Source organism: Atopobacter phocae ATCC BAA-285 (assembly GCF_000526675.1).
In the GTDB taxonomy this organism is placed as follows: Bacteria; Bacillota; Bacilli; order Lactobacillales; family Aerococcaceae; genus Atopobacter; species Atopobacter phocae.
Genome location: NZ_JAGN01000005.1, coordinates 15,669 through 28,789 on the forward strand (window position 1 = coordinate 15,669; position 13,121 = coordinate 28,789).

Below are 13,121 nucleotides of genomic sequence, written 5' to 3' on the forward strand. Positions count from 1 at the left end.
CGGTATTTTTTAATGGTCAGGATCAACGATTGTTAGTGCAATATTCATGGATTGAATAATGTTAATCCATTCATCGCTAATTTTATTGTCTGTCACAATATGATCAATGTTACTTAATTCGGTAATAAATGAGGTTGAAATAACATCGAATTTTGACGAATCGACTAAAAGAATAACTTGTAAAGAATTTTTTATAATGGTTCGTTTCACTAAAATTTCGTAAGAATAGGCACTTGTAATTCCTAAAGATTCATGTACCCCAGCTGCTGAAAGAAAAAATTTAGAAACACGTGTATTTTCAATCAATGACAGATTACCTGCTGATTCAAACATACCATTAGTCCGATGGAACATTCCGCCAGAAAGAATCATATTTGCATTTGATTTAGGCAATAAATGTAATAAATTATTAGCACTATAGACTAACGCAGTAAAAGATAAATCTTCACTAATTTGTTGAGTCATTTTTTCAGTAGTTGTTCCAATATCAATTGCTATAATATCATCTGGTTCAATCATAGAGGCAGCTGTTTTCCCAATGGCAAATTTTTCTTTTGTCATTTTTTTAGAATTTTCTGATAAATTATATTGAAACTCTTGAGGTAAAGTTGCGTCATTGGACTTTGAGTAATTCATTTTTAAGACAGCTGCACCATGAAAATTATCAATAACTTGTCTTTGTTCTAATTCTTTTAAATCGCGACGAATAGTCATTTCTGAAACATTTAAGTGTTGTGCCAAATCCTTTGCGGAAGCACCATTAGTATTTTGTAAAATATGAATGATATCGTCTTGGCGCTTTTCTTTTTTTGACAACACAATCCCTTCTTTCATTCAAAATTTATCGCTTTGAATCTTAAATGGCCTTTATTATTATATCATATTTCTAAATTGCAAAAAATCATCGTTAAAAATATTCTTATTTAAAATCTCTATATTTTAAATCATAAGAAAAGCCAGCTAGTGTTTGGCTAACTGACTCGAAAGATAATAGAGATTATTTACGTTTTTGCTGAATATTTTTATTTCGACCTGTATTTAATTTTGGACCTTTTTCTTTCACTATATTTTGTTTAGGTTCTACTGTTTTTGCTTCTTTTAAAGGCATTTTAAATGATGGATTGTTTCTTAATTCTTCATCAATTTCTGCTTTAATTTTTGGACGAATATAATTGTTTTGAATCCAAGTTTGCAATACAGCAAGCAATCCACCTACAAACCAGTAAAGCGATGTTCCAGCATTTGCATTTATTGAGAAGAAGAAAATCATTGCCGGATTCATATAAGTCATAACTTTCATTTGTTGACGTTGTTCTTCAGGCATTGATTGCATCATGAGTTGGCTTTGAATTAAATAAGCTGCACCAGCTAAAATAGCTAATATAATACTGCTTTTACCTAAATCTATTGTTAAGAAGGTACTTTTAGCAATATTAGGAGTTAATCTAATAGCATTATACAGAGCAATAAAGATTGGCATCTGTATAAATAGTGGTAAACAGCCAACGCCACCTAACATAGAAACATTGTTATCTTTATAAATGTTTCTCATTTCGATAGAAGCTTGATTTCTTTCTTCAACCGTTTCCGCATTTTTCAAACGTTCTTGAATTTCATTTAATTTCGGTTTAATAAACGCCATTTTTTCTTGAGTTGTCAATTGCTTACGCATTTGACTAAATTGTAACGGCATTAAAACGAGTTTAACAATTAAAGTTACAAGAATAATAGCTAAACCATAGTTATTATTAAAAACTCCCGCTAACGTGTCCAATAGATGAATGGTTGGAACTACTAAATATTCATACATAAATCCTGTAGGGTTACCACTCTGGTCTAATCTCATACATCCAGCTAATAGTGGTAATACTATTGCTAGAAGTAATAACTTTTGTTTTGAATGTTTTTTTATCATAAGTCACTCTCCAATTTTTAAATAACATCTCTATGTTAACTAACAAATCGTAAAAATTCAATTGAAATTTAAAGAATGCATTGAAATATAAGTAATATAATTTTTAAATAATATCAAATGATGGATATACTACTTGATTGTCTAATATATCTTCTTGTATAAGTTCGGTTACTTTTCCTGCTGGGGAAGGTGACTGTTTTACAATATTAATAAAATGTTCGATATCTTTTGTTCGACCAACTGCAAATATTTCAACGCTACCATCAATTAAGTTTTTAACGGTTCCCTTAATATTTAAACGATCGGCACGTTCTTTAGTCATATATCGGAAACCAACCCCTTGTACTTGTCCTTTAACAATTAAATGAATAGAACGCATGTTGATTCTCCTTTCCCTAGGTTAATTTTGAATCAAATATATCAACTTTCCTATCTCGATTCAAGCATGGTATACTATATCAGAATAAGATAAGGAGAATGAATGATGGTAAATAAAAAAATAAAAAAGAAAAAACAACAAACAAAAAAGAAAAGTCAAAGAAAAAAATTATCAATTGAATTTATTGCTTTACTAATTATTCTATTTTGTTTAGTAGGAATTTTTAATTTAGGAATTATTGGACAATGGATTAATTTATTGTTTGCTTCTATAGTAGGAACATTACATTGGATTGCTTTATTTCTTATAGCATCATATGCACTATTTCGAATGATTAAAGGTAAATCATATAGTGAAACGAATAAACGGATAATCGGTATTACATTATTAGCGATAGGAATTATTATTATAATACACTCTCAGTCATTAAATATCGATGGAAATCAATCTTCAATATGGACTTCTACCATTCAAGCATTACAAAGTATGTTTCGCACGAAAACCATCACAAATGATATAGGGAGTGGATTGATTGGTGGCATATTATATCAGATGATGTCTATTCTTTTAGGAAAATGGGGAAGTTTATCTTTTGCAGTGATAATTATTCTTTTTGGAGGATTAATTACAGTTGGAGCAACTTGGGCTGATGTAGTAGCTCAAGGACGATTACTTTACGGAAAGATAAGCGATACATTTAAAAATATGTCTGGATTGAACCACAGCCCATCGTCAATAAAAGAAGGTAAACCAAAAGAGAGCATTGCAGCTCGTTTAAAAAATCAAGCGAATCAGTTGATTGTTTCGGATGTTTTAGATGATGACAATCAACCTGCTCCTAAAGAAGGTAAAGTACCAGCTGATGAGAAATTGCAAGAGATAGAAAAAATAAGTAGTATACCATCTCAACTGAAGAGTGAAACTCAATCGGATGAAGCTACAGCCGTTTTAGAAAAGATAAAAAAAGAACGAGAAGCTTATGAAGCTAAGTTAAAAACGAAAAAAAATGAACGAACCTTACTTGACGTAAACGAAGATGAACAAGCAAGTTTGGATGAAGAAGTAGAAAAAAATTATTCAGATGAGCATTTGATAAGCAACAAAACTTTTGTTTCTATGCAAGAAGCTAATCAATTAAAAAATAAAAATTATCAGTTACCGCCATTAAATTTACTCAATAAAATTGAAACAATTGATCAATCCAGTGAATACGATGTGATTGAGAAAAATATTATTAAACTAGAATCAACATTTAAAAGTTTTGGCGTTGATGCAACCGTTGTTAATGCACATTTAGGACCAGCTGTTACTAAGTTTGAAGTTAAACCAGCACTAGGGGTTAAGGTAAATAAAATTGTTCAATTAACAGATGACTTAGCTTTAGCTTTAGCGGCAAAAGATATAAGAATTGAAGCACCGATTCCTGGCAAACCATTTGTTGGTATTGAAGTTCCAAATCAAACAGTCAATATGGTAAGTTTTAGAGAGGTCGTTGAGCCTGCTATTCAATCTGAAAACATTTTGGATGTTGCACTTGGACGTGGAATGAGTGGGGCAACTATTTTAGGAAACCTTGCTAAAATGCCTCATTTATTAGTTGCAGGAGCAACAGGTAGTGGAAAATCGGTTGCCATTAATGGAATGATTACTAGTTTATTATTAAAAGCAAAGCCAAACGAAGTAAAAATGTTAATGATAGATCCAAAAAAAGTTGAATTATCTGTATATAATGACATTCCTCATTTATTGACTCCAGTAGTGACTAATCCTAAAAAAGCCGCACAAGCTTTACAAAAAGTCGTGGAAGAAATGGAGCGTCGCTATGAATTATTTGCGGCAAGTGGCACTAGAAATATGGCAAGTTACAATGAAGAAGCGAAAAAATATGCAGATGAAACAGGGAACGTTCCAGAAGTTCTTCCTTACATCGTTGTTGTTGTCGATGAATTAGCTGATTTGATGATGGTTGCATCGAATGAAGTAGAATCTGCGATTATTCGATTAGCACAAATGGCTCGCGCGGCGGGTATTCATATGGTGCTAGCCACTCAACGTCCATCTGTTGACGTTATAACTGGGATTATCAAAGCGAATGTACCGAGTCGAATTGCTTTTTCTGTTTCTAGTGGAACGGATTCAAGAACTATTATCGATTCTAATGGTGCTGAAAAGCTTTTAGGACGAGGCGATATGTTATTCTTACCGATGGGGGCAAGTAAACCTGATCGTGTGCAAGGCGCTTTTATTTCTGATGAAGAAGTGGAACGAATTGTTAACTTTGTGAAAGAACAAGAAAATGTTGATTATGTTGCAGAGATGAGTCCAACTTTGCAAAGCGAGAGTAGTACAGACGAGCCAGAAGACGAACTATTTTATGAAGTAGTGGAATTGATTAAAAGTCAAGAAACAATTTCTATCTCAATGTTACAACGCAAATTTAGAATTGGTTATAACCGTGCAGCACGATTAATTGATGATTTAGAAGCTCGTCAAATGGTTTCACCTCCTGAAGGATCAAAACCCCGTCAAGTGTTAATTGAATCGAACAGTCAATCTGATATACAAACAATAAACTAAAAAAAAAGTTTAATGTTAAGATTTAGTCATTAAAAGAACCAGTGACAACGTTTTTAATTCGTGTAAACGGTTATAAAACGATTGCGAAACATTTCTTTTTTTAATTCTTAATTGTTTTTTATTAACAATATGCTATACTAAATGTAGTTAAAAAAATAACTGAGGATGGGGTGTCACAATGTTAAAATCAAAATGGATCAAAGCATCGGTAGGGGCTTTCGCAGCTTTAGCGTTAACAGCATGTAGTTCAGGTAATGGTAACGATAGTAAAGCAACAGAAAGTAAAGACGACCAATTTACAGTAGCGATGGTTACTGATATCGGTGGTGTTGATGATAAGAGTTTTAACCAAAGTGCTTGGGAAGGGTTACAAGCATGGGGGAAAGAGAATGGATTAGAACGTGGAGCGGATGGTTTCGACTATATTCAATCTAATTCAGATTCAGATTTTATTCCTAACTTAAATACTACAATTAATAATGGATTTGACATTACAGTTGCTATTGGATATAAGCTAAAGCCAGCTATTACCGACATATCTAAAAAACATACTGACAAGTATTTTGCAATAATTGACGAAGTGGTGTTGGCAGACAATGTGGCAAGTTATACTTTTAAAGATAATGAAGCAGCTTTTTTAGCAGGAGTAGCTGCTGCAGAGACTACTAAAACAAATAAAGTTGGTTTTATTGGTGGAGCACATAGTCCTGTTATAGACCGTTTTGAAGCAGGTTTTGCTGCTGGAGTAAAAGCGGCTAATCCTAATGTTGAAGTCAATATTGAATATGTAGATAGTTTTGGAGATGCAGCTAAAGGTAAGCAATTAGCAGCAGCAATGTACGCAAACGGGGCAGATATTATCTACCAAGCTGCTGGGGCTTCTGGAAAAGGTGTTTTTTCCGAAGCTAAAGATATTAAGAAATCTGATAGTTCAAAAGCTATCTGGGTTATCGGTGTAGACCGTGACCAAACAGACGAAGGAAACTATGATGGTGGAAACTTAACTTTAACTTCTACACTTAAAGGAGTAGGAGCAGCTATTCAAAAATTAGCTAATGAAGGTCTTGAAGGTAAATTCCCTGCAGGACAACACATTATGCTTGGTCTAAAAGAAGGAGCTGTTGACTTAACTGATGGTAATTTAACTGAAGAAGTTAAAGCAAAAGTTAATGAATTTAAAGAAAAAATCTTAAATGGCGAGATTGAAGTACCAGAAAAACCATAACAATCTTACTGATTGGTTTGAGCTCTAGAGCGTCAATATTGCTTTAGAGCTCTTATTTTATATTTATTTTTTTGTCGTTTATGGGCCTATCATTGATTTAAAAATTTGATAGGTTTCTATTTATAATGAATTAAGTATATAGAAAGAGGTGTTTTTTTGAGTAATCAGCCTTATGTAATCGAAATGGAAAATATTACTAAAGTGTTTGGGAATTTTACAGCAAATGAAAATGTTAACTTTTCACTAAAAAAAGGTGAAGTACATGCTTTACTTGGAGAAAACGGTGCTGGTAAGTCGACATTAATGAATATTCTTTCGGGACTTTTAGAACCAACATCTGGAACGATTAAAGTAAATGGTAAAGAAGTATCGATTGATTCACCAAACAAAGCCAATCAATTAGGAATTGGAATGGTCCATCAGCATTTTATGTTAGTTAATAAATTTACCGTTACAGAAAATATTATGTTAGGTAAAGAAATTAGTAAAAAAGGTATTATCAATAATAAAAAAGCACGCGAAGAAATACTTGAATTATCTAAGCGTTACCAACTTGATATTGATCCGGATGCAATTGTTGAGAACATTTCAGTTGGAATGGAGCAGCGGGTTGAAATTATTAAAACCTTATATCGTGGTGCAGAAATTTTAATTTTCGATGAGCCTACAGCTGTTTTAACACCACAAGAAATTGACGAATTAATTGTTATTATGCGCGAATTAACTAAAGAAGGTAAATCCATCATTTTAATTACGCATAAATTGAATGAAATTAAAGCAATTGCCGATCGCTGTACTATTATTCGCAGAGGTCGTTCAATTGATACGGTCAATGTAGCAGGTGTATCTACACAAGAATTAGCTGATATGATGGTAGGTCACCAAGTGCGATTTAAGACAGATAAAAAACATCCGAAAATTGGACCAGTGACTTTAAGTATTCGTGATTTGGTCGTAAAAGATTATCGCAATTTAGTTGCTGTTGACCACTTAAACCTAGATATTCATGCGGGAGAAGTTTTAGGAATTGCTGGTATAGACGGAAACGGTCAATCCGAATTGATTCAAGCAATTACAGGATTAAGAAAAATTGAATCAGGAACAATTTCATTAAATAATAAAGATATTGCAAATTTGCCACCTCGACAAGTGACCGAGTCAGGAGTAGGACATATCCCGGAAGATCGACATAAGTTTGGTCTTGTTTTACCATTGAGTGTTGAAATGAATATGGTTCTTCAAAGTTATTATAAAGAACCATTTTCTAAAAAGGGTGTATTAAATTTCAGTGATATTAATCAATATTCCAAACATTTAATGAAAGAATTTGATGTGCGAGGAGCTAGCGAAAAAGTACCTTCAAAATCATTATCTGGTGGCAACCAACAAAAAGCGATTATTGCGCGTGAAGTTGATCGTAATCCTGACTTACTTATCGCTGCGCAACCTACACGTGGATTAGATGTGGGTGCTATTGAATTTATTCATAAACGATTAATTGAGCAACGTGACAAAGGACGTGCTGTATTATTAATGAGTTTTGAATTAGATGAAATTTTTAATGTATCAGATCGAATTGCAGTGATGTATGAAGGTAAAATTGTGGCGATTCTTAACGCAAAAGAAACTAATGAAAGTGAAATTGGTTTGCTAATGGCAGGATCAACGCTTGAAGAAGCTCGTTTAGACCAAGAAAAAGTTAATGAAAAACTTTCGAATGAAATAGAGAAAGAAGGTGTCGTCATTGAATAGTAAATTTAAAAGTATTCTAGCACCCGTATTGTCAGTTATATTTGGACTTCTTTTAGGTGCTGTTCTAATGATTTGTTTTGGATTAGATGCCATAAAAGGATACTCTGCTTTGATACAAGGATCTGTGGGTTCGCCGTTTTACATTGGTGAGACATTAAGACAATCTGCACCATTAATTGTTATTGCCTTAGGGTTTGCAGTAGCTAGTTCAGCTGGATTCTTTAATATTGGGTTGAGTGGACAAGCTGTTTGTGGATGGTTAGCAAGTGTTGTTGTGGCAGACGCATTAGGCAGTCTTCCTAAAGTAATTGTTTTACCAATAGCAATTCTTGCTGGGATGACAGCGGGTGCATTATGGGCTGGAATTGCTGGGGCTTTAAAAGCTTTCTTTAATACAAGTGAAGTTATTGTAACGATTATGCTTAATCATACAGCTTTTTATGCTTCAAACTACATTGTTAGAAATGTGTTAACAGACAGTCGAGATGCAACTGATGCTATCTCACAAAATGCGTCTCTTCGTGTCGATTGGTTATCTAATGCTTTTGAATTTTCAACAATTCATATGGGAATTATTATTAGTTTAGTAACAGCAATATTACTGCATTATTTAATGAATCGCACGACCTTAGGATTTGAAATTAAAGCAGTTGGTTTAAATAAATATGCTGCTGATTATGCTGGTATTTCATCCAAACGAATTATTATTGTATCTATGTTGATTAGTGGAGCCTTAGCTGGATTAGGTGGTGTAATGGAAGGATTAGGAACTTTCCAAAACATCTTTGTATTCGGCTCATTACCTACAGTCGGATTTGATGGATTAGCTGTATCTCTTCTTGGACAAGGAAATGCGTTAGGTATTATATTTAGTGGTCTTTTATTTGCTATGTTAAGAATTGGTGGAAATAGTATGCCATTGATGGCTCGTGTGCCGAATGAAGTGGTTGATATCGTAATTGCCTCGATTATTTTCTTTATTGGAATTAATTATGTTATTAAATTATTAGTTAATATGAAAAAAAATAAACAGGTTAAAAATTCATTGAATAAGGAGGTGGAGTAGATGAATCTGATCACTTTATTATCTATTGTTGTATCTAGCGCCTTAATTTATTCTGCGCCACTAATATTCACTGCTTTAGGCGGTACTTTTTCTGAGCGAAGTGGTATTGTCAATGTTGGATTAGAAGGTATCATGGTTGTTGGTGCGTTTGCTTCAGTTGTTTTTAATTTGACATTTGGTCATATTTTTGAAGGATGGACACCTTGGATTGGATTGCTAGTTGGGGCATTGTTTGGTGCAATTTTCTCATTAATACATGTTGTAGCGACCGTTCATTTGCGTGCTGATCATATTATCTCTGGTACAGTTGTTAATATGTTAGCCCCTGCTTTGACTGTTTTCTTAACACGTATTTTATACGAACAACATGGGCAGACAGAAATTATTAAATACAGTTTTGGTAAAACAACTATCCCATTTCTTTCTAAAATACCATTTATTGGACAGATATTTTTTACGAATACTTCTGCTCCAGCTTACCTAGCCATTGTTGTTTCGTTTATTTGCTGGTTTATTCTATTTAAAACAACGTTCGGACTTCGCTTGAGATCTGTAGGGGAACACCCGCAAGCTGCTGATACATTAGGTATTAATGTATATTTGATGCGTTATAGCGGTGTCATTATATCGGGTGTGTTAGGTGGAATTGGTGGAGCTGTAGTTGCTCAATCAATCTCATTAAATTTCTCTGTCTTAACAATAGCAGGTCAAGGTTTTATTTCGATGGCTGCGATGATTTTTGGAAATTGGAATCCTATTGGTGCAATGGGTGCAGCTATTTTCTTCGGATTGGCTCAAAGTTTAAGTGTAATTGGTAGTTATATCCCTATCGTTCAAGATATTCCAAGTGTATGGTTATCAATTGCACCATATTTAATTACTGTTGTTGTTCTTGTGTTATTCATTGGACGTAGTGATTCTCCAGCTGCCAATGGAACAACTTATGTTAAAAGTAAATAACAGATTTGAATAATAAAAAAAGAGATTTTCTATCTGATGAAAATCTCTTTTTTATTCTGATTTAGTTTTTATGAGAAATATCGTTCAAAATAAAAAAAAGACATTGAAGAATATTTCAGAAAATTAATTTTATCTTCACCATTATTTTAAGAGGTAATAAGATTATAATAAGTTTGAAAAAATAAAAAAAAACATGTACAATTCACTATTGTAGTAATAATTTATTATTATTTTCTTTTAAAAATAGCGTTTATAATGTGGAACGTGTATAATTAGTGAAAGAAGAAAGTCGCAAAAAAATTAAGAAAGATCCTAAGTAGGTGATGAAGTGAAGCAAATTGGTGATGTGCTAAAAGCTGCTCGATTAGAGAAAGGTTTTTCATATCAGGACCTAGAACAATTAACAAAAATACAACAAAGATATTTGGAAGCAATTGACGAAAATAATTTTGATGAATTGCCTAGTCAATTTTATACGCGTGCTTTCGTTAAACAATATGCAGAAGCAGTTAATATTGATGGAGATTGGTTACTCAATACTTTTGACTTTTCAACGTCGGATTTGAAAGCAGCGGAACAATCAAATGAACCATTAAATGTTCCTTCTCGACGAGCGTCTCGCGCTGGCTTTTCAACGTGGCAAGTTGTGACAGATACTGTTCGTAGCTTTTTGCCACTCTTTGTATTGTTAGGGTTTGTAGTCATGTTAATTATTTTACTTGTTACAGCGTTTAATCGTACTGAAAATTCTCATGGAACATTTAATCGTCCAACTATTACACAACAAACTCAAACGGAAGTAAATAAAGAGAAAAAGGAACCAGAAACTAAAATTAAAGAAAAAGGAATATCGGTTGATTATTCAATCATTTCTAATGATAATCGATTTAGTTATTTGGAAACAGATGATGTTGACTTACCTGCACCAATTAAAATTAGTAGTTCAGAAGATGGACAAACGTGGATTAGTGTACAAGCGGATGATGTTGTTCTTTATGAAGGATTACTAAGTTATGGTAATTCTGAAACACTAGAAATTCCTAAAAACACAAAAAAAATAGCAATCAATGCCGGATATGCTCCAGCAACATTTATTGAAATTGAAGGAAGAAAAATGGAATTTCCACAAGATCCAAAACAATATCAGACGCAATATTATGAGTTAACTTTTAAAGCATCTGATCGTGATGAATAGAGAGGGGCATAGCATTGAATTTACCTAATAAATTAACTGTTATTCGTATGTTCTTAATTCCAGTATTTGTGTTACTTATGCTATTAAGTACCAATGCTAATGAAGTTGATGGATGGCGTATTGGCGCGTTTATTATATTTTTAGGAGCTAGTGCAACGGATTGGTTTGATGGATACATAGCTAGACGTGATAACTTAGTAACTAACTTTGGAAAATTCGCTGATCCGTTAGCTGATAAAATGCTTGTAATGTCAGCGTTTATTATGTTAGTAAGTATTAATCAAGTACCTGCATGGATAGCTGCTATTATTATTTGTCGAGAATTAGCAGTAACAGGATTACGAACAATATTACTTGAAAAAGGCCAAGTGATGGCTGCAGCTAAATCTGGAAAAATTAAAACAATGACGCAAATGTTAGCCATTCTATTTTTAATTTTAAATGATTGGCCACTAACATTTACTGATGGTAAGATTGGTACAGCGTTGTTGTATGCGGCATTATTAGCAACTATTTATTCTGGTTACGAATATTTTTCAAAAAATTGGCATATTTTTAAATCTTCTATGTAATTTAAAGTTGGGATTTTGCCCAACTTTTTTTATTTTGTCATTAAATATTTTAAACTACTAAATTAGTATGTTTCTGTAAATAAAATTTTTTTTATTTTATAATAAAATTAATCAGGAAATTTTACGTCTTAAGAAGTGAGGTTCTAACAATGAGAGCTGAATTAATTGCAGTAGGTACAGAATTGTTGATGGGTGAAGTTATTAATTCAAATACTAGTTATTTAGCAGATTGGTGTACTCAGTTTAATTTGGATGTTTATCATCATCAAATTGTAGGAGATAATGAGCAAAGATTATTGGATGTATTTAATCAGGCTTGGAAAAGAAGTGATGTGGTTTTGATTACAGGAGGCCTTGGACCAACACCAGATGACTTAACGAAACAGACGATTGCTAAATACTTCGAGTTACCCCTTATTATGGATGAATTGAGTGTAAAAGGAATAAAGTTGAGGTATGAGCAATTGCAAAAAGAAATTACGCCAAATAATTGGAATCAAGCCAAATACATTAAAGGTGGTATACCTTTAAACAATCCAAATGGACTAGCGGTAGGAGTGTATTACAAACAGAATAGCAAACATTTATTTATTTTTCCTGGTCCACCATATGAACTTAAAGAAATGTTTGAACAAAGTGCTTTACCTATTTTAAAAAAATTATTCAATCAAGAAGGTGTTTTAGAGAGTCGAGTAATTCGATTATTTGGAATTGGTGAATCTGTTCTTGCGAATCAATTGAATGAAATATTGATGAATCAGACTAATCCAACGATAGCATTGTATGCACTACCTAATGAAGTAATGATAAGATTAACAGCTCAATCTGATACAACTGAAAAAGCTATTTCTTTAATTAATCAATTGGAAAATCAAATCAGCTCAATTATAGCACCTTATGTATATGGCTATGGCAGGGAACAAGCATTAGAAGAAATTGTGGTTCAACATTTAATAGACCAAAATATTTCAGTAGCAACTGCGGAAAGTTTGACAGGGGGATTAATTGCACATAAATTTTCAAATGTGTCAGGTGCTTCCTCTGTATTTAAAGGAGGCATGGTGACGTATCAAACATCTTTTAAAGAGAAATGGTTAAATATTCCACAAGAAATTATTGATAAAGAAGGTGTAGTCAGTGCAGAAGTTGCTAAACAAATGGCTCAATCAATTAAATATTTAGCTCAGTCAGATGTAGGAATTGGAATTACTGGAGTGGCTGGACCGTCAACACTTAACAATAAACCCGTTGGTACCGTATTTTTAGCAATAGCTAAACAGGACAAAATTTATGTGTACGAAGAGCATTTTGGTGGCAATCGACTAGCTATTCAAGAAAGAAGTGCAATGCAAGCATTGTTCTATTTAAAAAAATTATTCTAAAAAGAGAACATATATTCTCTTTTTAGTTGATTTTAATGTTTAAACAAGTTATTCTATTAAAGTAAGAGGTATGGATAAAATTAATTTATTAGAAGACT

11 protein-coding genes are annotated in these 13,121 nt (G+C 32.8%); 8 read left to right on the forward strand and 3 right to left on the reverse strand.

What is annotated here, in order from left to right; translation table 11 throughout:
• Positions 1 to 9: 9 nt before the first annotated feature.
• The 3 genes from L866_RS0101675 to L866_RS0101685 all read right to left on the reverse strand — a co-directional run bounded on the left by L866_RS0101675 (position 10) and on the right by L866_RS0101685 (position 2,294).
• Positions 10 to 816: a DeoR/GlpR family DNA-binding transcription regulator gene (locus L866_RS0101675; RefSeq protein WP_025728532.1), complete on the reverse strand. Its 807-nt coding sequence runs from the start codon at positions 814 to 816 to the stop codon at positions 10 to 12.
• Positions 817 to 997: 181 nt separating this feature from the next.
• Positions 998 to 1,915: a membrane protein insertase YidC gene (gene yidC / locus L866_RS0101680; protein ID WP_025728534.1), complete on the reverse strand. Its 918-nt coding sequence runs from the start codon at positions 1,913 to 1,915 to the stop codon at positions 998 to 1,000.
• Between the two features lie 103 nt (positions 1,916 to 2,018).
• The gene (locus tag L866_RS0101685; protein ID WP_025728536.1) at positions 2,019 to 2,294 is read right to left on the reverse strand and encodes an acylphosphatase; all 276 of its coding nucleotides are present in this window, start codon (positions 2,292 to 2,294) and stop codon (positions 2,019 to 2,021) included.
• Positions 2,295 to 2,399: 105 nt separating this feature from the next.
• Here L866_RS0101685 and L866_RS0101690 point away from each other — a divergent pair, with 105 nt between their 5' ends.
• The 8 genes from L866_RS0101690 (at position 2,400) to L866_RS0101725 (ending at position 13,023) form a co-directional block, all read left to right on the forward strand.
• Positions 2,400 to 4,871 carry an FtsK/SpoIIIE family DNA translocase gene (locus L866_RS0101690; protein ID WP_169729063.1) on the forward strand — a complete coding sequence of 824 codons (2,472 nt, stop codon included), beginning with the start codon at positions 2,400 to 2,402 and terminating at the stop codon, positions 4,869 to 4,871.
• A gap of 178 nt (positions 4,872 to 5,049) precedes the next feature.
• Complete coding sequence (locus tag L866_RS0101695; RefSeq protein ID WP_025728540.1) at positions 5,050 to 6,096, forward strand: BMP family lipoprotein; 1,047 nt, start codon at positions 5,050 to 5,052, stop codon at positions 6,094 to 6,096.
• Positions 6,097 to 6,279: 183 nt separating this feature from the next.
• On the forward strand, positions 6,280 to 7,848 hold the full coding sequence (locus tag L866_RS0101700; protein WP_035445926.1) for an ABC transporter ATP-binding protein: 1,569 nt from the start codon (positions 6,280 to 6,282) through the stop codon (positions 7,846 to 7,848).
• Positions 7,832 to 8,914 carry an ABC transporter permease gene (locus L866_RS0101705; protein ID WP_025728544.1) on the forward strand — a complete coding sequence of 361 codons (1,083 nt, stop codon included), beginning with the start codon at positions 7,832 to 7,834 and terminating at the stop codon, positions 8,912 to 8,914. The genes L866_RS0101700 and L866_RS0101705 overlap by 17 nt, the downstream gene beginning before the upstream one ends.
• Positions 8,915 to 9,874 carry an ABC transporter permease gene (locus L866_RS0101710; RefSeq protein WP_025728546.1) on the forward strand — a complete coding sequence of 320 codons (960 nt, stop codon included), beginning with the start codon at positions 8,915 to 8,917 and terminating at the stop codon, positions 9,872 to 9,874.
• Positions 9,875 to 10,202: 328 nt separating this feature from the next.
• Positions 10,203 to 11,069 (forward strand): helix-turn-helix domain-containing protein, encoded by an 867-nt coding sequence (locus tag L866_RS0101715; protein ID WP_025728548.1) that lies wholly within the window; start codon positions 10,203 to 10,205, stop codon positions 11,067 to 11,069.
• A 14-nt stretch (positions 11,070 to 11,083) separates the two neighbouring features.
• Positions 11,084 to 11,641, forward strand: a complete 558-nt coding sequence (pgsA, locus tag L866_RS0101720; RefSeq protein ID WP_025728550.1) for a CDP-diacylglycerol--glycerol-3-phosphate 3-phosphatidyltransferase — start codon at positions 11,084 to 11,086, stop codon at positions 11,639 to 11,641.
• A 149-nt stretch (positions 11,642 to 11,790) separates the two neighbouring features.
• Positions 11,791 to 13,023, forward strand: a complete 1,233-nt coding sequence (locus L866_RS0101725) for a competence/damage-inducible protein A (RefSeq protein ID WP_025728552.1) — start codon at positions 11,791 to 11,793, stop codon at positions 13,021 to 13,023.
• Positions 13,024 to 13,121: the final 98 nt, after the last annotated feature.